We start from the raw sequence: 22,399 nt of genomic DNA, 5'->3' as shown, positions 1-22,399 counted from the left end.
CCGCTGACCGGAACAAGGACGGCCGATGCCGGAATTCCATACTCTTGCGCATGACGCGGCCGCGGCGCTGGGCTTCAATTATGACAGCACAGCGCCGGCCTGGCTGCATCCGATGATGCATCTGGTGCTGGTGCTGGCCCCTGCGCTGCTGGCAGTGACCCTGGCTGCCAAGGCCGCCTGGCTGCTGCGGCGGCGGTTGCAGGCTGCGCCAGCAGCCGGTGCTGCTGAGCAGGGGCAGGATGGCGGCGCATGGGCCGGTCTGCCGCGCCAGATCCTGCGCACGACCGGGCGGCACCAGATGGTCCTTGTCCTGCTCAGCCTGACTGCGATGCCGATCCTCTACCTCACCCTGGAACTGCCCAAGCAGATCGTGAACCGTGTCTTTGAAAGCCAGGATATCGCGGTTCCGGTTCTTGGCTTCGAGCTCTCGCAGGTGTCGCTGCTGTTTTTCCTGTGCGGCGCTTACCTGGCGGCGATCTCGCTCAACGGCCTCAACAAATACTGGCTGAATATCAGCAAGGGCCGGGTCGCCGAACGCTTTGTGCGCCGCCTCCGCCTTACCGTTTACCGCCAGTGGCGGCGGGACCGGCCCGCATGGCGCAAGCCTGCCGTTATGCCGGTTCTGGGCCCTGAGGTTGAACCTGTTGGCGGCTTTGCCTCGGAGATGCTGACGGTGCCGCTGCTGCAAGGCGGGACGCTGGCCACGATTTTGCTGTTCATGTTTGTGCAGGACCCGATTCTGGCCGCGGCTGCGCTGACGGTGCTGCCCTTGCAGCTGATCATTGTGCCGCGGCTGCAGCGGCGGGTGAACACGGTGTCCCGCAAACGGATCCGCGAAATGCGCCTGCTGGGGGAAATCCTGGACCGCGGCATGCGGGGGCCGGGACAGGGCGCGCTGCCGGCCGCGCGCAGTTTCCGGCAACTGCAGGACCTGCGCCTGCAGATCCACCGCCTCAAATTCCTGGCCAAGGCCATCAACAATTTCCTGACCGCTCTGACGCCCTTCCTGTTCTATTCCCTGGGCGGCTATTTCGTGCTGCAGGAACGGGTCTCGCTGGGGGCGCTTGTGGCGATGCTGTCGGCGCACAAGGAATTTTCCGCGCCGCTGAAGGATCTGTTCCGGTTTTACCAGCAAAGCGAGGACGTGCGGATCCGCTATCAGGAAATCCGCGCCTTTGCCGCCCCCGCCATCGGGGCGCCTGGATTTGCACAAGCTGCGGGCCGTCCCCGGTACACCCCGGCCCCTGCCCGTTGCGCCACATCATTCACCCATGAAAGAAAGTCACCCATATGAGAAAGCCCCTCGTCATCACAGCCGCCGCTGCCGTGGCAGCCGCTGCGGCCTATTTCGTCTACAGCAGCGCAGGCAGAGATGGCGCAACCGCGCAGCGCGCCGTGCTGGAGCCCGGCGCGCCGCTTACCGCGGTTCAGCTGCCGCCGGATTTGAGTGATACCGCAAAGGTCGGCAAGCGCGCATTTGACGCGGTCTGTGCCGAGTGCCACGGCGATAACGCTGCAGGCCGCAATGGCATGGGGCCGCCGCTGGTTCACAAGATTTACGAACCCTCGCACCATGGCGATGCTGCCTTCTTGCTTGCGGTCCGCAACGGCGTGCGCGCGCACCACTGGAAGTTCGGCAACATGCCTGCGCAGCAGGGGCTGACCGATGCTGACGTCAAGGGCATCACCCGGTATGTGCGGGAGCTGCAGCAGGCCAACGGTATCGAATGACCCAAGCACAGGAAGCAGGGCCGCGGCGGCAGACCTTCCAGTCTCCCGCGGCTCTGAATGTCTCTAACGATGTGGCTGCTGTCCTTTGCGAATCATTGCCAAACCGCCTTGGCGCACCGATGCCGTCGGGGCGGTCACACAATCAAAGCTTCTGCAATGTTCGAACGCGTCCGCAGGAGTGTCTCAATCCCCCTTGAAAATATGGAAAAACCGGAGCATTCGGGACATGCAGGCAGGGTTGCGCACCTGATTGCCAAACCGCCACGGTATTCCCCTGAAACGAGGATTTCGAACAGCGTAACCGGCCTTTATTTTTAAGGCGTTGGCTGCGTCGGAAGAGGAATGTGAAGATTTGGTGGAGCCTAGGGGAGTCGAACCCCTGACCTCTTGCATGCCATGCAAGCGCTCTCCCAACTGAGCTAAGGCCCCAAACCTGTCCGCTTTTCGGTGTCCGTTCCGTTGCCGGTGCGGCCCGTCTCGCGGTGTGAGCGTCGTTTACGGGACGGCGGCGCGGGCTGCAAGCGGAAAATGCGCCGGGGTCCGAATTTTTTCCGGGCAGGGCCGGAGCGCGGTCCGGGGAAGGCCAAACGCTTCCCCGAACAGCTTGAATGGCCTCAGGAATCGTCCTCAGGCGACGACATGTCGGCAATGTCGTCCAGCGAGACGTTGTCGTCATCATCGTCATCATCCAGGACATCGTCGCCCAGATCGACATCGACGTCTTCGTCATCTTCCAGGACCACGTCATCCGTGTCCAGGTTCTCTTTGGCCTTCAGGGTAGCCGCGTCTTCGGCATCCGCCTCGATCATCCGGGTCTTGCCGGTATCCAGCTCCACGACCTCGCCGGTGTAGGGGCTGACGATCGGGTTCTTGTTCAGGTCATAAAAGCGCTTTCCAGTGGTAGGGCAGACGCGCTTTACACCCCATTCTTCCTTGGGCATGTGGATCCCCTTGATTTACTGGTGAGTCGTATCGACGATTCCGGTGCCTTGCCATATGAGGGGGGCACTGTCAAAGCCTTTGCCTGGAAGGGGGCGCGCATGGCCGATTATCACCTGCCCGGAGATCCGCCGGTGCCGCTGACCCTGCGGCGGTCAGCCGGGGCGCGGCGGATCAGCCTGCGGATTTCCTCGCTCGACGGGCGGGTGACGCTGACCCTGCCCAAAAGCCTGCCGGAGCGCGCCGCGCTGGCCTTTGCCGAAGAAAAGGCCGACTGGATCCGCGGCCATCTGCAAAAGCACCCCGAGGCGGTGCAGGCGGATTTCGGCGCGGTGCTGCCCATCGACGGCCAGAACCGGGTGGTCGAACGCGCCCAAGGGCGGCGCATCCAGCTGGAGGCAGGCCGGATTGCCGTGCCGGGGAACAGCCCGGCACGGCCCCTCCAGCGCTATCTGAAAGAGCTGGCGCGCAACCGGCTGGCCGAGGCCTCGGATTTCTATGCCGCGCGGCTGGGCAAGGGGTACAGCCGCCTGACCCTGCGCGACACCCGCTCGCGCTGGGGCTCCTGTACCGCGGACGGCGGACTGATGTATTCTTGGCGGCTGATCCTGGCACCGCCTGCGGTGCTGCGCTATGTCGCCGCCCATGAGGTCGCGCATCTTGCGGAAATGAACCACTCGCAGGCCTTCTGGGACACGGTGGAGCGTATCCACGGGCGCTGGCAGGACCCCCGCGCCTGGCTGCGGGAAAACGGAGCCCGCCTGCACCGCTACCGGTTCGGCGAATAAACTCAGTGCTTTGCGGGCCGGGCTGCGCGGGCTAAGCTCGCGTCACGTTTCCGTTTCCAGTTGCCCCGGTTCCTGAGGCCAGCCCGTGCCAGACAAACCGCAAAGACGCCTTGCTGCCATCTTCGTGCTGGATATTGCCGGCTTCAGCCGCCTGATGGCCGAGGATGACGCCGGCACGCTCAATCAGGTGCTGGCGCAGCAGCAAAGCCTGATCGCCCCGGCGATCCGCAGCCATCAGGGCCGGATCGTCAAGCTGATGGGCGACGGGGTGCTGGCGATCTTTCCCAGCGTGATTTCGGCGGTGGAGGCCGCGGCGGAGGTGCAGGCCGGCGCTGCGCGCAACCGCCACCTGCAGCTCCGGATCGGCATAACCCTGGGCGAGGTGCTGATTGCCCAGGGCGATGTTTATGGCGATGACGTCAATATCGCCGCCCGGCTGGAGGCGCTGGCGCCGCTGGGCGGGGTGGCGCTGTCGGCTGCGGCTTACGGGCAGGTGCAGGGCCGCATCCCCTATGCGTTCGAGGACATGGGCCTGCATGAGGTCAAGAATATACCGCAACCGGTGCATGTCTATGCGCTGGGGCAGGAGCTGACCTCGCTGCCCAGCCTGCACCGCAGCAGCCCGCCGCCCAAGCCCAAGGCGGCCAAGCCGCACCGGGGCATGCGGCCTGCCGTGCTGCTGCTGGCGGGGGGGCTCGGGGCCGCCGCCGCTGCGGCTGCCCTGTGGGGCTGGCAGCAGCATAACAGCGTTGCGGCGGTGGCTCCCGGCTCTCCGGCTGCGGCCGCCTTCGAAGGCCGCCCGGTGATCGCCGTCCTGCCCTTCACCGCTGATGATCTGCAGCCCGCTGTTGCCGCTATGCTGGCAGAGGACGTGATCCGCAGCCTGGGCCCGGCCGGGGGCATCCGCCTCATCGCTCCCGCCAGCGCCCGCGCCGCCGAGGGCCTGCTGCCCGCCGAAGCGGCCGCGCTTCTGGACGCGGATTTCGTGGTCACCGGTCATCTGCCAGGCGCCCTGCAGGACGGGGTCAGGCTGAAAATCCTCCAAGCAGGCGCCGGGGCAGAGCCGCTTAGCATTCTGCCGCCGCAGCCGCAGGAAACGGTTGCCGGGCTCGCCCCGGAACTGGCGGCCAGCGTTGTCCGCTATTTCGGCAAGGCGCTGCCGGAGCTTGCCCCCGGCAACGCCGCAGATGAGGCCGTCTTGCAACTCTTCACAGCCCGCAGCCTGATGCAGCAGGGCGACCGCAGCGGCGCAGAGCGGGCCCTGCAGCGGGCGCGGCAGATGGCGCCGGACTGGCCGGAGGCACAGGCGCTTGCGGCGATGTGGCATTTGGATCCGCTGACCGGTCCGCTGGCGGACCTGCCGCAGCGCGCCGCCGAGGCCGCGCAGATGACCGCAGGCCTGCCGCCAGGGGCGGGCGTGCTGCAGTTGCGGGCGCTGGCAGCGCAATTCGCGGGCCAGTCCGGCGATGCGCTGCAGCTCGCCGAAACCCTGGCACAGGATTATCCCAACGACGCTTCGGGCCAGCTGGCGCGCGCCTGGCTGCTGCATCTGGCGGGGCAGGGCGGTGCGGCGCAGAAAGTGCTGGATCACGTACGCCGCCTCAATCCGCTGCCGCAGCCGGCCGTCCTGACCGTGCAGGCCGCCATCCGGCTGGCCGCCGGGCAAGAGGCTGAGGCCGCCGCCGCCGCTGCCGAAGCGCTGGCTCTGGAACCCGCGGCCCAGCATGCGCTGGCATTGCACTGCGCCAGCCTTGCCGCCCTCGGCAGCTTCGAGGAGGCTGCAGCGGCCTGCGGCAGGCTTGCCGGGGCGCCGCTGACGCTGGACCAGGCCACCGCAGGCTTCCCCTATGCGGCCCAGGCTCCGCTGCGGCGGCTGCGCACGGGTCTCAGCCTGGCCGGGCTCTCCGGCCGCCCCTGACCGGCGCCGCGGCTGCGGGCCGCGCTGACACGCGCGGATCTGCCCGCTTGACCGGGCCGTGTTTTGTGATCACATGAGGGCATGAATCTGACTGCCCGCTCATCCCAGGACGCCGCCTCTGCCTCTGCGCCGGCGCATGACCGTGTCTACCGGTCCCTGCGCACCCGCATCATGCATGGCGAGATCACGCCCGGTGCCGCGCTCACCCTGCGCGGCATCGGCCGCGAGTTCGAAGTTTCGATGACCCCCGCCCGCGAGGCGGTGCGGCGGCTGGCCGCCGAAGGCGCGCTGTTCCTGTCCTCCTCGGGCCGGGTGTCGACGCCGGAGCTGTCCAATGAGCGGATTGAGGAGCTGGCCGCCCTGCGTGCTTTGCTGGAGGTGGAGCTGGCCAGCCGTGCCCTACCGCGGGCGCATATCGCGCTGATCGACCGGCTGCAGATGATCAACACAACGGTGGCGGAGATGGTCTCAAAACGCGATGCGGTCGGCTATATCCGCACCAACCTGGAGTTCCACCGCACCCTCTACCTGCGCGCCCAGGCGCCGGCAATGCTGGCCATGGCGGAAACCGTCTGGCTGCAGCTCGGCCCCACCATGCGGGCGCTCTACGGCCGCCTGCGCCGCACCGACCCGCCGCAGAATCACCGGCTGATCATTGCGGCGCTCAAAGCGGGGGATGAGCCGGGCCTGCGGCTGGCCGTGCGCTCCGATGTCACCCAGGGGCTGCGGCTGCTGGCGGGCTAGCGGGCGGGCCTCAGCTTTTGTCCAAAGCCGCGCGCAGTGTTTCGGTTGCGCTGTCCGAGGCTTTCGGGACGATCCGGTACAGCGCATTGACCAGGCAGAACAGGGCGAACCCCAGCAGGCCAACGCACAGAGTAGTCACCAGGATACGGCCATAAACCTTGTCATGCAGCCAGTCGAACGCGGTGCCGATGCCGCCCTCAGGCGCGCCGGAAGCAGACAGGGCCGCCTGCAGAATCAGGCCCCCGATAATGGCAATCACCACCCCATGCGCCGCCAGCCCGGCCTTCAGGGCGGTGTTCAGATGCAGCGTGACAGGATTGGCCCGCAGGTGGTTGCGGTAAGACTCTTTCCAGGCTTTGCGGATGTAATACCCGCCGGACCCGATCGTCAGGATGCCAGCCACCGCCAGTGCGGCCTGCCCGGCAGTGCTGTCGAAATACCCGCCCAGGCCGCCGCCGCCGCCCTCCGAGGCATCGCCGGAGCCGGTCAGCACCGACAGCGCCAGAATGCCAAGTCCCAGATGGATCAGCCCGGTCACGATCATCCCGGCGCGCGCGATCAGCCCTTTCGCGCCGCTGCCATAGGCTTCCAGATCCCAGAAACTGTCCACCATGCGCCAGACCGCATAGGCAAACAGCCCGATAGTGATGAGGATGATAACCGCCGTGCCCCAGCCGCCTTGCAGCCACTCCAGCGCCGCCGCTGTGCCCTTGGCCTCGCCGCCCTGCCAGATCGAGCGCAGCGACACACCGGCCACGGCCAGATAGACCAGGGCGCGCCCCGCATAACCGGTTCGCATGATCGGCACGGCCCAGGCGAAATCCGCCGGGTCCACTTCCTGCAGGCGCTTGCGGCGGGCGTCGTTGAAAAAGCTGTCGGTTGTCATGGCATCATATCCGGGCTGGGCAAAGGGAGGGCTCTTCCTGACTCAATGCGCCAAACCCGGATTTGTTCCCGCGCCCCTGCCGCAGCGGCGGCCAGGCCCTGAAACGGCAAAGCCCGGCGCCAAGGCCGGGCTTTCAAATTCACCAAGCTGTTCCGGCAGTTACGCCGCCAGCCCCTTGGAGCCGATGTCCAGGAACTTCTGGCGACGGTCCTTGACCAGCTCGCCTGCGTCCTTGTCCTTCAGCTCGTCCAGCATCTCCTGGATGGCGCCGCCCACAGCCTTGATCGCCGCCTTGGGATCCCGGTGCGCGCCGCCCAGCGGTTCCGGGATGATCCGGTCGTTGACGCCCAGCTTGTTCAGATCCTGCGCCGTCAGCCGCAGCGCTTCCGCCGCTTCGCGCATCTTTTCCGCGTCTTTCCAGAGGATCGAAGCGCACCCCTCAGGGCTGATCACCGAATAGATCGAATGCTCCAGCATCGCCACCCGGTTGGCCGTGGCAAAGGCCACCGCGCCGCCAGAGCCGCCTTCGCCGATGATCACCGAAATCAGCGGCACGCCAATCTTCAGGCACATCTCGGTCGAGCGGGCGATCGCTTCCGATTGGCCGCGCTCCTCGGCGCCCTTGCCGGGATAGGCGCCGGCTGTGTCCACCAGGGTGATCACCGGCAGCTTGAACCGGCTGGCCATCTCCATCAGCCGCACCGCCTTGCGGTAGCCCTCGGGACGCGCCATGCCGAAATTGCGCTCGATCCGCGATTTGGTGTCGCTGCCCTTCTCATGGCCGATCACCACCACCGGCTGATCGTTGAAGCGCGCAAGCCCGCCCATCACCGCCAGATCGTCGGCAAAGTTCCGGTCGCCGGCCAGCGGCGTGTACTCGGTGAACAGCGCCTCGATGTAGTCCTTGCAATGGGGCCGCTCCGGGTGCCGCGCCACCTGGCATTTGCGCCAGGGCGTCAGCTCCTTATAGAGATCCTTCAGCAGCTGCTCCGCCTTGGCGTCCAGCGCCTTGGCCTCATCCGCCACATCCATTTCCTCATTCGCGCGCGCCAGCGCCCGCAGCTCCTCCGCCTTGCCCTCGATTTCGGCCAGCGGTTTTTCGAATTCCAGATACTGGGTCATGTTGCCTCTGCTCTGCAGGTTTGCAGCTATATGGCCTTAGCTGCGCCAAGATGCAACTCAGCAAGATCCGGGATCATGTGCGAGAGCGCCAGAGGCCGCCTCAGCGCAGCAGAGGCAAGCACCGATGGCCGGGCAGAGGAGCGCCCCGCCTTATTGCGGCCAGATCACCGGATAAAGCGAGGCCACCAGCAGCGCGGCCATGGTCCAGTTGAACGCCACCAGGCGGCGCGGGCTGGTCAGAAACCGCGCCATCTGCTGGCCCAGCACCGTCCAGGACCCGACCGAGGGCAGGTTGATGGCGCCGAAAATCACCCCAACCAGCAGGATCGCCGCCAGGGTCTGATCCGGCGTGTAGGCGCTGATCGCCGTCAGCGCCATTGCCCAGGCCTTGGGGTTCACCCACTGAAACGCCGCCGCCTGCAGGAATGTCATCGGACGGCCCTCCGCCCCTTTCGCCTCCACCGGCGCGGCGTTGGCGATCTTCCACGCCAGCCACAGCAGGTAGATCACTGAGACCACTTTCAGCACTATGTAGCTGACCGGGAAGGCATCAAACACCTGCACCAGCCCGGCGCCGACCAACAGCACCATGAACACAAACCCCAAGGCCACGCCCAGCATATGCGGGATGGTGCGGCGGAAGCCGAAGTTGGCGCCCGAGGCCATCAGCATCAGGTTGTTCGGCCCCGGCGTGATCGAGGAGACAAAGGCAAACAGCGCCAGCGCGGTGAGGAGTTCATAAGTCATGCGCAAAATCATTGCGCCAAACCCGCCAAATGAAATTGCGTTTTGCCGTGCCTTGCGCGTATTTTCGCAACTAATGGCGAAAAATGACAAGATAAATCAGCAGATATTGCAGGAACTCACGCGCGATGGCCGCATCAGCAACCTGGAACTGGCAGAGCGCGTGGGCCTCTCCCCCTCCGCCTGCCTGCGCCGGGTGCAGGAGCTGGAGCGCGCCGGCGTCATCACCGGCTACCGCGCCGTCTTGGACCGGCAGAAGCTGGGGGTGGGCTTTGCCACCTATATCGGCGTCGGCCTGGGGGAGCATACCAAAGAGGCACAGGAAGCTTTTGAGCGTGCCATGCAGGCGGCGCCTGAAGTGGTCGAATGCCACAATATCACCGGCACCATCGAATACTTGCTGCGCGTCGAATGCGCCGACCTGCCCAGCTACAAACGGTTCCACACTGATATCCTCGGCACCTCGCCCTATGTCACCGCGATCACCACTTATGTGGTGATGGGCTCGCCCAAGGATCTGCGGGCGTGATCTCTGGCTGAGACTGGATTATTGAGTATTTGGGGAAAGATGAAAGACTGATGCGCTTCATCTTTCCCCAAATACTCACTGCGCTGCGTTGGCTTCATACGCGCGGCTGCAGGTGTTGCGAACCCTGCGCACGCTGCTCTCACGGGATCTTAAGCCGCCTTTGGCAGTCTTGGCACCGGTCGCGATCACCCGCCGGGGCTTGGCTCCCCGGCATCCTTGGTACCGGACTCCCGCCTGGCAGCGGGGCCGTGCAGAGACAACGTTCAGCACGCGGGCGGATACGCCCGTCCATCTCCGCCATTTTGGCGGCGCCGCCAATCCATAATACCTCCGCTGAAACGGAACATGGAAACGGGCAGAAACGGAACAGACATACCGGCAGGGCAGGGGCCTTGGCCGGCGGTTTTTGCGCGCCCTGCCCAGGGGGCGTTACCCGTCCCGCAGCAGCACCCGCATCGCAATCTCCGGCGAGGCCAGAACCGGCACCTTTGTCTGCGCCCGCAGCAGCTCTGCCGCTTCGGCCATTGAGGCCTGCGCCAGCAACACGCAGGCAAAATCCATTGTCCCCAGCGCCTCGGCCGCATCCGCCGCGACAGCCGCTGCAAAGCCGGCGCTGTCCCCGGCCTCAAACAGCGGCCAATGCCGGCCCAGCTCCAGGCAGGTGATCTCAGGATCACGATCCCCAAAGGCCCGCCGCAGCAAGGCCTCTGAGGGTTCTGCAGTGCTCTCCAGGCAGTAGGCCATCAGCACCGGCCCGCCAAAGCGTGCAGCCTCCTGCATCATCGGCCAGTCGATGCGGGTCGCGCCGGCGTCCTCTGCAGCCGGGCCAAGGGTGGTGCAGGTGCACAGCACCGGGCCGTCCGCCGCTGCAATTGCCGCCGCAATCTCTGCCTTGAGGTCCGCGTCAACCCCGCCCTGCGCCCGCTCCAGCCAGCCGGCGCGCACCTGCTGATCCAGCACCGCCCCCGGCGCCAATGAAAGCGCCAGCGCGCGAAAGGTCTCCACATGCACCGCAGCCGTATGCAGCAAGGTCAGATCCGGCATCTCTCCCTCCAATCAAAAAGGGCGCCCCTTGGGGACGCCCTTGAAATCTTCACTTACGGACCGGCGTCAGCTGCCCGCAATCAGTTCGGCCTGCGCCACAACAACCTCTGCCTGCTTGATCGAGGCGATGTCCACAAGACGCCCCTTGTAGACGGTTGCACCGGCGCCGGAGGCCTTGGCCTCTTCCATCGCCGCCAGGATCTCGCGGGCCTCTTGCACCGCTTCGTCAGACGGGGTGAACACCTGGTTGGCCAGCGCGATCTGGCTGGGGTGGATTGCCCATTTGCCGACCATGCCCAGGGTCGCAGAGCGTTTCGCCTGCGCGATGTAGCCGTCCTCGTCGGAGAAATCGCCGAAGGGCCCGTCGACCGGCAGGATGCCATGGGTGCGGCAGGCCGCAACAATCGCAGCCTGCGCCCAGTGCCACGGGTCGGACCAGTGCTTCTGGCCCTCGCGGATCATGTAGTAGTTCTCCTGGGTGCCGCCGATGCCGGTGGTCTGCATCCCCATCGAGGCGGCAAAATCCGCAGCCCCCAGGCTCATCGCCTGCAGACGGGGGGAGGATTTGGCGATCTCCTCCACATGGGCGATGCCCGCCGCCGACTCGATGATGACCTCAAAGGACACCGGCTTGGTGCGGCCCTTGGCGCGTTCAATCGCGGTGACCAGCGCGTCCACCGCATAGACGTCCTCGGTGCAGCCTACCTTGGGGATCATGATCTGGTCGAGCCGGTCGCCCGCCTGCTCCAGAATGTCCACCACGTCGCGGTACCAATAGGGGGTGTCGAGCCCGTTGATCCGCACCGACAGGTACTTGCTGCCCCAGTCGACGCTGTTGATCGCCTCGATCACATTGGCGCGGGCCTGGTCCTTGTCGTCCGGGGCCACCGAATCCTCCAGGTCGAGGTTGATGACATCCGCCGCCGAGGCCGCCATCTTCTCGAACAGCTTCACTTTGGAACCGGGGCCGAACAGCTGGCAGCGGTTGGGGCGCGCCGGGGCGGCGGGCTGGATGCGGAAGCTCATGGGGCAATCCTCCGGGTAATGACGTTTCAATTCTGCTGGTGTGAAGTGTTAGAAAGTTGCGCACCCTCATGCAAGGGAATTTTGCACGTGCAGAAAGTGCCGCTGCGATGCGGCGGCGGAAACATTGCCGCAAACAGGCGCGCGCCCGCCGGATGCTCATGCGAGCAAGCAAGCATGAGACGTGCATTCATTGAAAACTGGGCCCTGTTTCTGGGCATGCTGATGCTGATGGTGGCCAACGGGCTGCTGGTCACCCTGCTGACAATCCGGGGCGCGGGGCTTGGCTTTTCCGACCTTACCATTTCGATCATGCAGGCGGCCTATCCGGCGGGCGCCCTGCTGGGGACGGCGCTGGCGCCGGGGATGGTGGCCAAGGTCGGCCACATCCGGGCCTTTTCGGCGCTGGCCTCGCTGGTGTCGATCTCGGCGATCCTGCACCTCTTAACCTCGGACCCCTATTCCTGGTCGGCGATGCGCTTCCTCGCCGGTTTTTGCTATCCCGGCATGTATGTGATCACCGAAAGCTGGCTGCAGGCAAAGTCCGAAAACAGCAACCGGGCGCAGATCCTGTCGATCTATTTCATGATCTGGATGGCAGGCCCGGCGATTGGCACCGCGCTGGTGGCGCTGCCCGATCCTGGCGGCAACCTGCTGTTCGGAGTGGTGTCGATCCTGATTTCGCTGTCGATCGTGCCACTCTTGCTGTCAGGCAACAAGGCGCCGGAGTATCAGGTGCCGGACCGGATGTCCGTGCGCATGCTGTACCGGGTGTCGCCGATGGCGGTGCTCGGCAATCTGGTCAGCGCTGCGGCGGTGGCGGGCTGGTTCATCGCGCTGCCGCTTTTTGCGCTGTCGCGCGGGCTAAGCCCGGCAGAGGCCTCAGGGGTGCTGGTGGTGGCGATGGTGGTCGGCGCGGTAGTGCAGTATCCGGCCGGCTGGATCAGCGACAAGACCGACCGGCGGCTGGTGCTGGTGGGGCTGGGCCTCATCGGCGGAGGTGCCTGCCTGTGGATGCTGGCCAGCCCCGCGCCGCAGGCGCTGGTGATCGGCTTTGCGGTGCTCGCGGGCGCCAGCCTGCCGATGTATGCGGTCTGCTCGGCCCATGCCAACGACCAGCTGAAGCCCTCCCAGATCGTGCCTGCCAGCGGCACCATGGTGTTCCTTTTGAACGCCGGCCAGTTCACCGGCACGCTGGCGGCTCCAAATATGGTCAGCATTGCTGACGGAAATGGATTGCTGATCCTGCTCGCAGCCCTTTGTTTTATGGTGGCCGGCGTCGCTGCGCTGCGGCGCCGACAGGCCGAAGCGCCGGAGGAAACCGGCTCCCAGCAGGCGATTGCGGTGCTTGGCGCGCCCCAAACCGGGGTGCTTCAGGCCGAATCCTGGCTGGAGGAGGAAAATAATGTCAGCATTGATGACATAACGCAGGAATCTCCTGCGGAGTGACGTTCTGGCAGGAGGATCTTGCGTCGTGAAGGCGGCGCGCGGCGGAAAAGGTATGAACTTGTGCAAGAATCTCCGCAAACTCACCGGCAAGAGTGAAGAGGAAACCCGCCATGATCGAAACCCCTTATCTGCTGTTCCTGGGCGACGCGCCCGACATGCTGGCTGCCAAGGTTGCCATCGGCATCCGTGACTGGCGCCCCGACCACGCCGTTGGCCAGATCCGCCTGCCGGGCTGCGGCGCCGACCTGGGCCTCAAGGACCTGACCCTGGCCGAAGCCAAAGAAGCCGGCGCCAAGACCCTGGTGATCGGTGTTGCCAACCGCGGCGGCGTGATTTCCCAGGCCTGGAAGGAAGTGCTGATCGAAGCGCTGGAAATGGGCTATGACCTTGCCTCCGGCCTGCACAACCTGCTGCGCGACGAAGGCGACCTGGTGGCCGCGGCCCAGACCCACGGCGGCACCCTGCACGATGTGCGCGTGCCCACCGTCGGCTACCCGATTGCCAACGGCAAGCCCCGCACCGGCAAGCGCTGCCTGGCGGTCGGCACCGACTGTTCGGTCGGCAAGATGTACACCGCCATGGCGATGGACAACGAGATGCGCGAGCGCGGCATGAAGTCGACCTTCCGCGCCACCGGCCAGACCGGCATCCTGATCACCGGCCACGGGGTGCCGCTGGACGCGGTTATCGCCGACTTCATGGCGGGTTCGATCGAGTATCTGACCCCGGACAACGATGACGACCACTGGGACCTGATCGAGGGCCAGGGCTCGCTGTTCCACGTGTCCTACTCTGGCGTGACCATGGCGCTGATCCACGGCGGCCAGCCGGATGCGCTGATCCTGTGCCACGAGCCGACCCGCACCCATATGCGCGGCCTGCCGGAATACGACGTGCCGTCGCTGGAAGAGCTGCGCGACGTGGCCCTGCCGCTGGCGCAGCGCTCCAACCCGGCCTGCCAGATCGTCGGCATCTCGGTGAACACCCAGCATTTGTCCGAGGACGAGGCGGTGAAATACCTGGCCGGTGTCGAAGACCGCATGGGCCTGCCCGCCGTTGACCCGTACCGCCACGGCGCCGGCCGCCTGGTGGACGCGCTGGCCGCGGTCTGATCTAACAGCCCCCGCCGGAGGTGTTCAGGCGCAGCCTGGGATGCCTCCGGCGGGAGTATTTTTGGAAAGATGAAAAGGCAGGTGCCCCGGTTGCCGGGCGTCATGCCAAGGCCCGCCGATTGCGCGCGCTGGGCCGCAGGAAAGGGCAGTTTCATGAACATCACCGTCACCCCGGACGTCTTCAAACTGGCGCAGGTCTTCACCATCTCGCGCGGCTCGCGCACTGAGGCCAAGGTGCTGACCGTGCGGGTGGAAAAGGACGGCGTCACCGGCTGGGGCGAATGCGTTCCTTATGCCCGTTATAACGAGACGCTGGACAGCGTGGCCGCCGAGATCGAGGGGCTGCCAGCCGATTTCACCCGCGAGGAGCTGCAATCGCTGCTGCCCGCCGGCGCCGCCCGCAACGCGGTCGACTGCGCGCTGTGGGATCTGGAGGCGAAGCAGGCGGGTAAACGTGTCTGGGAACTGGCCGGGCTGCCGGAACCCAAGGCTGAGATCACCGCCTATACGCTGTCGCTGGACACGCCCGAAAACATGCAAAAGCAAGCAGCCGAGAACGCCCACCGGCCGCTGCTGAAGATCAAGCTTGGCACCCCCGACGACATGCCCCGCCTGGAAGCGGTGCGCGCCGGTGCGCCGGAGGCCAAGATCATCATCGACGCCAACGAGGGCTGGTCGGCAGAGGTTTATGCCGAACTGGCGCCGCATCTGGTGCGCCTGGGTGTGGAGCTGGTGGAGCAGCCCTTGCCCGCGGGCGAGGATGAGGCCCTGATCGGCATGGAGCGTCCGGTGCCGGTGTGCGCGGACGAGAGCTGCCATGACCGCGAGAGCCTGCCCAAGCTCAAGGGCAAGTATGACGTGGTCAACATCAAGCTGGACAAGACCGGCGGCCTGACCGAGGCGCTGAAGCTGCGTGCTCAGGCTTTGGCCGAGGGCTATGAGGTGATGGTCGGCTGCATGGTCGGCTCCTCGCTCGCCATGGCGCCGGCGACGCTTGTGGCCCAGGGTGCGGCGGTTACGGATCTTGACGGGCCGCTGCTTCTGGCCGAAGACCGCGAGGAACCACTGTTGTTTGACGCCGAGGGCGTGCACCCGCCGAAACCGGCGCTTTGGGGTTGAGGAGACCAAGATGACCCGTACCGTTTATGTGAATGGCGAATACCTGCCCGAGGGTGAGGCCAAGGTTTCGATCTTTGACCGTGGCTTCTTGTTTGCCGATGCGGTTTATGAGGTGACCTCGGTTCTGGACGGCAAGCTGATCGACTTTGATGGCCACGCGGTGCGCCTGGACCGCTCGCTGAAAGAGCTGGACATGGCGTCGCCCTGCTCCAAGGAGGAGCTCTTGGAAATCCACCGCAAGCTGGTGGAGCTGAACGGCATTGAAGAGGGCCTGGTGTATCTGCAGGTTTCCCGCGGCTCCGATGGTGACCGGGATTTTGTGTTCCCGTCCGAGGATACTCCGCCGAGCCTGGTTTTGTTCACCCAGAACAAGCCGGGCCTGGCCGACAGCCCTGCCGCCGCGAAGGGCGCCAAGATCATCTCGATCGAGGACATCCGCTGGGGCCGCCGCGACATCAAGACCGTGCAGCTGCTCTATCCCTCGATGGGCAAGATGATGGCCAAGAAGGCGGGCTGCGATGACGCCTGGCTGATCGAGGACGGCTATGTGACCGAAGGCACCTCGAACAACGCTTATTACGTCAAGAACGGCAAGATCGTGACCCGGCCGCTGTCCAACGACATCCTGCACGGCATCACCCGCGCCGCGGTGCTGCGGCTGGCCGCCGAGGCACAGATGGAGATTGAGGAGCGCCTGTTCACCATCGAGGAAGCGAAACAGGCGGATGAGGCCTTCACGACCTCCGCCAGCGCCTTTGTGATGCCGGTGGTAGAGATCGACGGTGTGCAGCTGGGCGACGGCACCCCGGGCCCCATCGCCAAGCGCCTGCGCGAGATCTACCTGGAAGAAAGCCGCAAGAAAGCCGTCTGAGGCGGATTGACGGACCGGATTGGAAGGCCGCCCCGGTGTGGGCGGCTTTTTGCGTTTCGGGGAATCAGGCGGCGTTACCCCGGACGGTAAAACTGCGTGAAAAGCAGGGGCTGCGCAGCGGTGCGGTCGGCGGTATTTTCCACGGCCTGTCAACAATCGCCGCTGTGGCTTCGGCACTGTCGCCAGAACCCGGCTCTTACGCTCAGGATTTTAACTAATTTTATACAAAATGGGCGCGTCAACGGCGAAATAGGATAGTCTGGAACGCAGTTGAAGAGGCGCCGGGAAACGGGCCGCCTGCCAGAGTAACAAGCTGCGGAGGTGCCAGATGGGACAATGTTTTCAGCCGGAAATGGGTCAGGTGACGGCAGTCCAGGCTGCGGAGCCGAGCGACGCTGAAATTCTTGCGGCCGTCCGCCGGGTTCTGACCGCCGAAGAGGTGGAGCATCCCGGCGTTGCGCAGGCATCCGCTGGCCGGAGCTGGTTTGCCGGCAGGCTGCCGGGGGCGGACCGCCCGGTCAAACCTTCGCTGGCGGCACGGCTGCTGGGCCGTCTCCGCGGCTAGGCGCGCACTCGGGGGGGAGCGCGCCCTGCCGCGGGACGGCGGCCCGGTACCGGCTTATTGGTTAAAGATATTTATGTGAAGGCCGCCCGGATCGGGCGGCCTTTTTTCTTCTGAGAAACGGCCGGCTGCAAAGGCAGCGGCAGTATGTGCTAATCTGATCGGCAAGCCAGGCGGGGGAGTGGCGCAGATGCTGAACAGGATTTGGATGCTGCTGGCAGCGGTGCTGATTGCCGCACCGGCAGCCGCCGCGGAAGGCGGTGCGGAGTGCGGCGGCGAAACAGCTTGCCGGATAGACGGCGGCGTATACCACCTGGCCCTGCCGGACAGCTGGCAGGGCGGGCCGGCGGTGATGTTCCTGCACGGCTACGGCAGCAGCGGCGCCAAGGTGGTTGCCAATTCCGGGCTGGTGGCAGCTTTCACCCGGCGCGGCTACGCAGTGATCGCCCCCAGCGGGCTGCCCTGGAAGGAGGGCAAGCCCGCCGACTGGTCGGTGCGCGACGGCTGGAACACCTATCCCCGCAACGACGTCGCGTTTCTGCGCGACGTGCTGGCGGATGCCGCGGCCCGCGCCGGGGTTATGCGGGACCGGCTGCTGCTGAGCGGCTTTTCCCGTGGCGGTTCAATGGTTTGGGATGTGGCGTGCCAGGCGCCGGAATTTGCCGCCGCCTATGCGCCGGTTGCCGGCGGCTTCTGGCTGCCGGTTACGCAGGACTGCAAAGGCCCGGTGCGGCTGCTGCACATCCACGGCTTTGCCGACAAGGTGGTGCCGCTGGAAGGACGTGTGATCCAGGGGTCGGAGGCTGAGATTGTGCAGGCCGACATCTGGGAGGGGCTGCAGCTGTGGCGGCGTGAAAACGCCTGCGCCAGTAATGCCGCAGACCATGAGGTCCGGGACGGGCTCTGGCGCAAGCGCTGGAAGTGCGAGGCAGGCGGGCTGGAACTGATCCTGCACAAGGGCGGGCATGGCCTGCCCAAGGGCTGGAGCACCCTGGCGCTGGACTGGTTCGAGGACCTGGAGCGCTGAGGCGGCAGGGCCGGGCGGCCATTGCGGCCAGTATGATCAGCCGCGCGCCGTCAGGCGCTGCCTGAAGAAACCCAGGATCTCATCCCGCGCCTGCAGGGTCGGGTGGCCTGCTTCATCCACCAGATGCGCCGTCACAACGCTGTGCGGGGCGGGGACGTGCTTTGCAAAAAACGGCGGCACCTGGGTGGCGGCGGCGCTGTCCGGCAGGGTGCGGGCGTCAAAGCGCTCTCCCAAGGCTTCGGCGTAGGCGGCAAAGCGCTGCGCTTGGCAGAAGGCGTCGCCCTGGAAGCGGTAGGCCAGCACGGTGAGGTCCTCGCGCTCCAGCCTTTCGCGCACCACGGCGAGCTCTTCGGGCGGGCTTTCGACGCCTGCGGGATTGTCCAGCGGCAGCGAGGGCTGCGCCAGGACCGGCGCCAGCATGGAGGGCTCCAGCATCATCGACAGGGCAAAGTTTCCGGTGAAGCACATGCCGATGGCGCCGGTGCCGGGGCCGCCGCATTCCTCATGCGCCAGCCGCGCCAGCGCTCGCAGCCATTGGGTTACAGGGCTGGCGCCATTGCCGGCAAAGGCGCGGAACTCGGCGCTGACGCACGCGCGGCGGAACACCTCCGCGCCGTCTTCTGCCGTCGCCACGGCTCCGTCACGGCCGAACAGCGAAGGCACGTAAACCGTGAAGCCTGCACCCCGCACCCAGCGGGCAAAGCGGGCCACATGGGGGCTGATCCCCGGCATCTCTGCCATCACAATCACTGCCGGGCCCTGGCCGGACACATGAACGGTCTTCTCTGAATCGTTGAGAGTGATCCGGCGCGGCTCGAAATCTTCGAGCGCGTCATCCTGGTCCATCGGGCGCTTGGTCATTGGGGGTCCTTCCTGTCTGCGAATCTGAGTCTGAATTTTGAACCCAGATAGAAATCCCCTATCTGGGTCCGTATGTCAAACCCAGCTTCTGATTCCCGTGAAACCCTGCCCGCCGTCCGCCGCCGCGCCCTGGTGCCCAAGGAACAGTGCCCGATGGCACTGGCCGCCGAGATCCTGGGCGACCGCTGGACCCTTCTGATCCTGCGGGAGGCGTTTTACGGGGTGTGCCGCTATGACGATATGCGCGAAGACCTGAAGGCGCCGCGCTCTACCCTGACCGACCGGCTGAACAGTCTGGTGGCGCGCGGGATCCTGGAAAAACAGCCCTATCAGGAGGCGGGCGACCGGGTGCGCCAGGCCTATGTGCTGACGGACACGGGCCGCGGGCTGGCGCTGACCTTTCTGGCGCTGGCGCAATGGGGCGAGGCGCATGTGACCGGCGGCGCGGCGCCGGTCGGGGTGGTGGACCGGGAAACCGGCGCGCCGCTGCGGGTCGGGCTGATGGATGCAGACGGCGCACCGGCCGATCTTGCGCGCGCAACCCTGCGGCTGAGGGAGTGAGGGCGGCGGCCAGCCCGGCCCTTTTCACCTTTGGGCAAATACTCCGGGGTGAATTGGCCGTAAGGCCAAGAGGGGCAGCGCCCCTCCGCCCCGGGCGGCTGACGCTTACTGCTTGTCGGTCACGTTTTCCTTGAACGCCACCTCGAACTCCGCCTGCTTCTCCGGGCTGGCCTCGGTCTGGTAATTGGCTTTCCACTCCGCCATGGTCATGCCGTAGTAGATCTCGCGCGCCTCGTTTTTGTCCATTTCGATGCCGCGCTCGTTGGCGGCTTCCTGGTACCAGCGGGCCAGGCAGTTGCGGCAGAAGCCGGCCATGTTCATCAGGTCGATGTTCTGCACATCGGTGCGGTCTTCCATCAGGTGCTTTTGCAGGCGGCGGAAGGCGGCGGCCTGGATTTCGATCTCGGTTTGCTTGTCCATGGCAAGAAGTCCTCGGGTCATCAGCGCGTTTGCGCACAGGCCTAGCAGCCGCGGCAGGGACGGGCAATGGCGGGCTGCATTCAGATCAGCTGCGGCGCCAGCCACGGCCCCAGCGCGGTGGCGAAGATCACGATCTTGTCGGTGCCAAGCCAGCGGTAGAGGGTGAGGCTGACATCCGCAGGCGCCAGGCCGAACAGGCGGGCGTGCAGCCCGGCCACCCAGTCGTGCATCAGCATAATCAGGACGGCGGACAAGGTGAACAGGCCGATGTGCAGCACGGTCAGCCAGCCGAAAAAGGCAGAGAGGGTATCCAGTGTCATGACGGCGATTTCCCGGTTTTGCCCGCGTTTCCGTTACAGATATGGGGGCGGGGTGCCGGTTCGGCAACGCGGGCAGCCGTTTTCCGGCGCGGAAAACGGCCCGGAAATCACGTGTTTTCCGAGACGGAATGCGTTCCGGATTGCGGTTCAGAGACCGGAGGCGTCCAGTGTCCTGGGCAGGATGCGGGCCAGGCGTTCGGCCCAGGCGTGCTGGCCGGTGTATTCGGCAATCAGGTCATTGCGCAGCTCGATCAGCGTGTTGGGGCGGCCGGGCTTGGTGGCGTGGGTCTCAATCGCGTCGCCGGGCAGGTGGCCGGTGTAGGGTTCATTGACCCCGACGCAGAGGCCGTCCTCGCGGTTCAGCTCATCAACCACGAAGGGGGAGAACCGCTCGCCCTTGGGGAACAGGATGCCGATCTCCCAGGGGCGCGGGGGGCGGCCGCGCAGCTGGCGGGTGAAGCTGTGGACCGAGACGATGACCGTGCGGGGCCGTTCCGCCAGCCGCGCCAGCGCCCGGTGGTAGGGGCGGTAGCAGTTCTCCAGCCGCTTTTTCAGCTCTGCCGCGCCCGCGTGGCGGTTGGCAGGGATGATGGTGCCGTCATAAAGCTTCATCAACAGGGTCGGATCGTCTTCGCCTCGGTTGGGGTCAATCACCAGGCGGGAGAAATTCGAGGCCACCACCGGCGCGTCCAGCATCTCGCCCAGCAGTTTTGACACCTCATAGGCGCCGACGTCATAGGCGATGTGGCGCTCCATATCCTCGCGCGGGAGGCCCAAATCGCCGCCGCCGGCAAAGGGCGGCACAACGTTGGTCGCATGGTCGCAGGTGATCAGCCAGCGGGCGGGGCGGTCGGCGCCGTGCACGAAATAGGGTGTATATGTCATGAACCTGTCATCTTTTGGTGACGGCTGTTTAGGGGAGTTGCGGGAAAATGGGAATTAGGGGATAAGCAGCTCAACGCTGTTTGCGATAACATATTTCAGGTCCGGAGGAGTAGACCCCTATGAAACGCTCGCGCAATGTCAAGATTGTTGCCACCCTGGGGCCGGCTTCGGAGACTTATGAAACCATCCGCGCCCTGCATGAGGCCGGCGCCGATGTGTTCCGCTTGAACATGTCGCACGGCAGCCACCCGGAGATTGCCGAAAAGCACAAGATCATCCGTCAGGTCGAAAAGGACCTGGACAGCCCGATCGCCATTCTGGCGGATCTGCAGGGCCCCAAGCTGCGGGTCGGCGTGTTTGCCAACGGAGCCGAGGAGCTGGAGGAGGGCGCCAAGTTCCGCCTTGATCTGGATGAGGCGGAGGGCGATGCCGGCCGCGTGTGCCTGCCGCACCCGGAAATCTTCCAGGCGCTGGAGCCGGGGGCGCATCTGCTGGTCAACGATGGCAAGATCCGCCTGGCGGTGGACGCCTGCGGCCCGGATTTTGCCGATTGCACGGTGGAAACCGGCGGCACGATTTCCAACCGCAAGGGGGTGAACGTGCCCGACGTTGTGCTGCCGCTGGCCGCCCTGTCGGAGAAGGACCGCGCGGATCTGGAGTTTGTCTGCGATCTGGGGGTGGACTGGCTGGCGCTGTCCTTTGTGCAGCGGGCCAAGGATGTTTACGAGGCGCGGTCGCTGGCGGATGGCCGCGCGGCGGTGCTGTCGAAGATTGAGAAGCCGCAGGCGGTGGAGGATTTCGAGGCCATCCTTGATGCCTCTGACGGCATCATGGTGGCGCGCGGCGATCTGGGGGTGGAGCTGCCGGTGGCGGCGGTGCCGCCGATCCAGAAGCGTCTGGTGCGCAAGTGCCGGGCGGCGGCCAAGCCGGTGATCGTGGCGACCCAGATGCTGGAGAGCATGATCGAAAGCCCGATGCCGACCCGTGCCGAGGTCTCTGACGTGGCAACCGCCATCTATGAAGGCGCCGATGCGGTGATGCTGAGCGCCGAGAGCGCCGCGGGCCAGTATCCGGTGCAGGCGGTGCAGACCATGGACAAGGTGGCGATCGAGGTCGAGGCCGACCCGACCTATTCCCAGATCATCGCCGCCTCGCGTTCGGCCAAGGGCACCACGGTGGCTGACGGTATCGTCGCCGCGGCGCGGGAGATCGCGGAGAAGACAGAGATCAAGGCGATCTGCTGTTTCACCCAATCAGGAACCACAGCGCTGCTGACCGCGCGCGAGCGCCCCGGCGTGCCGATCATCGCGATGACCCCGGTCAGCGCCACGGCCCGCCGGCTGTGCCTCAGCTGGGGCTGCAAATGCGTGATGACACCGGAATTGGACCGCTTCAAAGGCGCGGTTGTGAACGCGGCGCGGGCGGCGCGGGCGGGCGGCTATGCGGGTGATACCGACCAGATCGTGGTCACCGCGGGGGTACCGTTCAACGTGCCGGGCACCACCAACATTCTGCGCATCGCCCCCTGTGACGAGCGGTTGATTTACAGCACCGACCCGGAGTAACCATACCCCGGTCAGGGGACTGATTGCCGGGGGCGTTGAGCCCCCCCCATGCTGCCGCCTTGGGCGGGCGGTGCCCGTCCGGCATCTGTGCCGGGCGGCGACACCCGGCTCGGATGCCGGGAAAGACGCGCGGTGTGCGTATTTCCGGGGTCCTCGGCGCTAATTCCAGAGATTCCGCT

Annotated in this window: 24 protein-coding genes and 1 tRNA gene; 14 read left to right on the top strand and 11 right to left on the bottom strand. The window is 65.7% G+C overall.

Features of this window, described 5'->3' with window-relative positions; all coding sequences use genetic code 11:
* Positions 1-25: 25 nt before the first annotated feature.
* Both ACTRWG_RS05440 and ACTRWG_RS05435 read left to right on the top strand, forming a co-directional pair.
* Complete coding sequence (locus ACTRWG_RS05440) at positions 26-1,294, top strand: 6TM ABC transporter family protein (protein ID WP_462829071.1); 1,269 nt, start codon at positions 26-28, stop codon at positions 1,292-1,294.
* Entirely contained in the window at positions 1,291-1,731 is a 441-nt protein-coding gene (locus ACTRWG_RS05435) for a c-type cytochrome (RefSeq protein WP_462829070.1), read from the top strand. The genes ACTRWG_RS05440 and ACTRWG_RS05435 overlap by 4 nt, the downstream gene beginning before the upstream one ends.
* A 353-nt stretch (positions 1,732-2,084) precedes the next feature.
* On the opposite strand, the gene ACTRWG_RS05430 is transcribed toward ACTRWG_RS05435, so the two are convergent.
* Positions 2,085-2,160, bottom strand: a tRNA-Ala gene (locus ACTRWG_RS05430).
* A 185-nt stretch (positions 2,161-2,345) separates the two neighbouring features.
* Positions 2,346-2,672, bottom strand: a complete 327-nt coding sequence (locus ACTRWG_RS05425) for a TIGR02300 family protein (RefSeq protein ID WP_027235295.1) — start codon at positions 2,670-2,672, stop codon at positions 2,346-2,348.
* 99 nt (positions 2,673-2,771) lie between these two features.
* On the opposite strand from ACTRWG_RS05425, the gene ACTRWG_RS05420 reads away from it, so the two are divergent.
* From ACTRWG_RS05420 to ACTRWG_RS05410, 3 genes are all read left to right on the top strand, one after another.
* Complete coding sequence (locus tag ACTRWG_RS05420; RefSeq protein ID WP_027235294.1) at positions 2,772-3,458, top strand: M48 family metallopeptidase; 687 nt, start codon at positions 2,772-2,774, stop codon at positions 3,456-3,458.
* Positions 3,459-3,582: 124 nt separating this feature from the next.
* Positions 3,583-5,376: an adenylate/guanylate cyclase domain-containing protein gene (locus ACTRWG_RS05415; protein WP_462829069.1), complete on the top strand. Its 1,794-nt coding sequence runs from the start codon at positions 3,583-3,585 to the stop codon at positions 5,374-5,376.
* An 81-nt stretch (positions 5,377-5,457) separates the two neighbouring features.
* Positions 5,458-6,120 carry a GntR family transcriptional regulator gene (locus ACTRWG_RS05410; protein WP_027235292.1) on the top strand — a complete coding sequence of 221 codons (663 nt, stop codon included), beginning with the start codon at positions 5,458-5,460 and terminating at the stop codon, positions 6,118-6,120.
* A gap of 10 nt (positions 6,121-6,130) precedes the next feature.
* Here the strand turns inward: ACTRWG_RS05410 and ACTRWG_RS05405 are convergent, their stop codons facing one another.
* The 3 genes from ACTRWG_RS05405 to ACTRWG_RS05395 all read right to left on the bottom strand — a co-directional run bounded on the left by ACTRWG_RS05405 (position 6,131) and on the right by ACTRWG_RS05395 (position 8,875).
* Positions 6,131-7,006: a DUF1206 domain-containing protein gene (locus tag ACTRWG_RS05405; protein ID WP_462829068.1), complete on the bottom strand. Its 876-nt coding sequence runs from the start codon at positions 7,004-7,006 to the stop codon at positions 6,131-6,133.
* Positions 7,007-7,165: 159 nt separating this feature from the next.
* Complete coding sequence (locus ACTRWG_RS05400; protein ID WP_027235290.1) at positions 7,166-8,128, bottom strand: acetyl-CoA carboxylase carboxyltransferase subunit alpha; 963 nt, start codon at positions 8,126-8,128, stop codon at positions 7,166-7,168.
* A 150-nt stretch (positions 8,129-8,278) separates the two neighbouring features.
* Positions 8,279-8,875 (bottom strand): LysE family translocator, encoded by a 597-nt coding sequence (locus ACTRWG_RS05395; RefSeq protein WP_027235289.1) that lies wholly within the window; start codon positions 8,873-8,875, stop codon positions 8,279-8,281.
* Positions 8,876-8,948: 73 nt separating this feature from the next.
* Here ACTRWG_RS05395 and ACTRWG_RS05390 point away from each other — a divergent pair, with 73 nt between their 5' ends.
* Positions 8,949-9,401 (top strand): Lrp/AsnC family transcriptional regulator, encoded by a 453-nt coding sequence (locus ACTRWG_RS05390; RefSeq protein WP_027235288.1) that lies wholly within the window; start codon positions 8,949-8,951, stop codon positions 9,399-9,401.
* 429 nt (positions 9,402-9,830) lie between these two features.
* On the opposite strand, the gene ACTRWG_RS05385 is transcribed toward ACTRWG_RS05390, so the two are convergent.
* Both ACTRWG_RS05385 and ACTRWG_RS05380 read right to left on the bottom strand, forming a co-directional pair.
* Positions 9,831-10,445 (bottom strand): hypothetical protein, encoded by a 615-nt coding sequence (locus ACTRWG_RS05385; protein WP_462829067.1) that lies wholly within the window; start codon positions 10,443-10,445, stop codon positions 9,831-9,833.
* 66 nt (positions 10,446-10,511) lie between these two features.
* Positions 10,512-11,471: an L-malyl-CoA/beta-methylmalyl-CoA lyase gene (locus ACTRWG_RS05380; protein WP_462829066.1), complete on the bottom strand. Its 960-nt coding sequence runs from the start codon at positions 11,469-11,471 to the stop codon at positions 10,512-10,514.
* 174 nt (positions 11,472-11,645) lie between these two features.
* Between ACTRWG_RS05380 and ACTRWG_RS05375 the strand changes: the two genes are divergently transcribed.
* From ACTRWG_RS05375 to ACTRWG_RS05350, 6 genes are all read left to right on the top strand, one after another.
* Positions 11,646-12,917, top strand: coding sequence for an MFS transporter (locus ACTRWG_RS05375; RefSeq protein ID WP_462829065.1), 1,272 nt, complete (start codon positions 11,646-11,648; stop codon positions 12,915-12,917).
* A 110-nt stretch (positions 12,918-13,027) separates the two neighbouring features.
* Complete coding sequence (gene dgcN / locus ACTRWG_RS05370) at positions 13,028-14,029, top strand: N-acetyltransferase DgcN (protein WP_027235284.1); 1,002 nt, start codon at positions 13,028-13,030, stop codon at positions 14,027-14,029.
* 153 nt (positions 14,030-14,182) lie between these two features.
* On the top strand, positions 14,183-15,148 hold the full coding sequence (gene dgcA / locus ACTRWG_RS05365) for an N-acetyl-D-Glu racemase DgcA (RefSeq protein WP_462829064.1): 966 nt from the start codon (positions 14,183-14,185) through the stop codon (positions 15,146-15,148).
* Positions 15,149-15,158: 10 nt separating this feature from the next.
* The gene (locus ACTRWG_RS05360) at positions 15,159-16,019 is read left to right on the top strand and encodes a D-amino-acid transaminase (RefSeq protein WP_259958327.1); all 861 of its coding nucleotides are present in this window, start codon (positions 15,159-15,161) and stop codon (positions 16,017-16,019) included.
* A gap of 328 nt (positions 16,020-16,347) precedes the next feature.
* Positions 16,348-16,584: a hypothetical protein gene (locus ACTRWG_RS05355; RefSeq protein ID WP_435660132.1), complete on the top strand. Its 237-nt coding sequence runs from the start codon at positions 16,348-16,350 to the stop codon at positions 16,582-16,584.
* A gap of 187 nt (positions 16,585-16,771) precedes the next feature.
* Positions 16,772-17,608, top strand: a complete 837-nt coding sequence (locus tag ACTRWG_RS05350; RefSeq protein ID WP_462829063.1) for a CE1 family esterase — start codon at positions 16,772-16,774, stop codon at positions 17,606-17,608.
* A gap of 36 nt (positions 17,609-17,644) precedes the next feature.
* Here the strand turns inward: ACTRWG_RS05350 and ACTRWG_RS05345 are convergent, their stop codons facing one another.
* Positions 17,645-18,469 carry a dienelactone hydrolase family protein gene (locus tag ACTRWG_RS05345; protein WP_027235279.1) on the bottom strand — a complete coding sequence of 275 codons (825 nt, stop codon included), beginning with the start codon at positions 18,467-18,469 and terminating at the stop codon, positions 17,645-17,647.
* Between the two features lie 72 nt (positions 18,470-18,541).
* Here ACTRWG_RS05345 and ACTRWG_RS05340 point away from each other — a divergent pair, with 72 nt between their 5' ends.
* Positions 18,542-19,030, top strand: a complete 489-nt coding sequence (locus tag ACTRWG_RS05340; RefSeq protein WP_245597351.1) for a winged helix-turn-helix transcriptional regulator — start codon at positions 18,542-18,544, stop codon at positions 19,028-19,030.
* Positions 19,031-19,135: 105 nt separating this feature from the next.
* On the opposite strand, the gene ACTRWG_RS05335 is transcribed toward ACTRWG_RS05340, so the two are convergent.
* The 3 genes from ACTRWG_RS05335 to ACTRWG_RS05325 all read right to left on the bottom strand — a co-directional run bounded on the left by ACTRWG_RS05335 (position 19,136) and on the right by ACTRWG_RS05325 (position 20,655).
* Positions 19,136-19,450, bottom strand: coding sequence for a DUF1244 domain-containing protein (locus ACTRWG_RS05335; RefSeq protein WP_027235277.1), 315 nt, complete (start codon positions 19,448-19,450; stop codon positions 19,136-19,138).
* Positions 19,451-19,530: 80 nt separating this feature from the next.
* The gene (locus ACTRWG_RS05330; RefSeq protein WP_462829062.1) at positions 19,531-19,770 is read right to left on the bottom strand and encodes a DUF6868 family protein; all 240 of its coding nucleotides are present in this window, start codon (positions 19,768-19,770) and stop codon (positions 19,531-19,533) included.
* Positions 19,771-19,917: 147 nt separating this feature from the next.
* Positions 19,918-20,655, bottom strand: coding sequence for an N-formylglutamate amidohydrolase (locus ACTRWG_RS05325; protein WP_462829061.1), 738 nt, complete (start codon positions 20,653-20,655; stop codon positions 19,918-19,920).
* Positions 20,656-20,774: 119 nt separating this feature from the next.
* Between ACTRWG_RS05325 and pyk the strand changes: the two genes are divergently transcribed.
* Entirely contained in the window at positions 20,775-22,220 is a 1,446-nt protein-coding gene (gene pyk, locus ACTRWG_RS05320; RefSeq protein ID WP_027235274.1) for a pyruvate kinase, read from the top strand.
* Positions 22,221-22,399 lie beyond the last annotated feature (179 nt).

This window comes from Leisingera sp. G5_S3_59_S7 (assembly GCF_054968485.1).
Note: the sequence above shows the minus strand (reverse complement) of the source record. Positions and strands in the feature narration are given on the sequence as shown.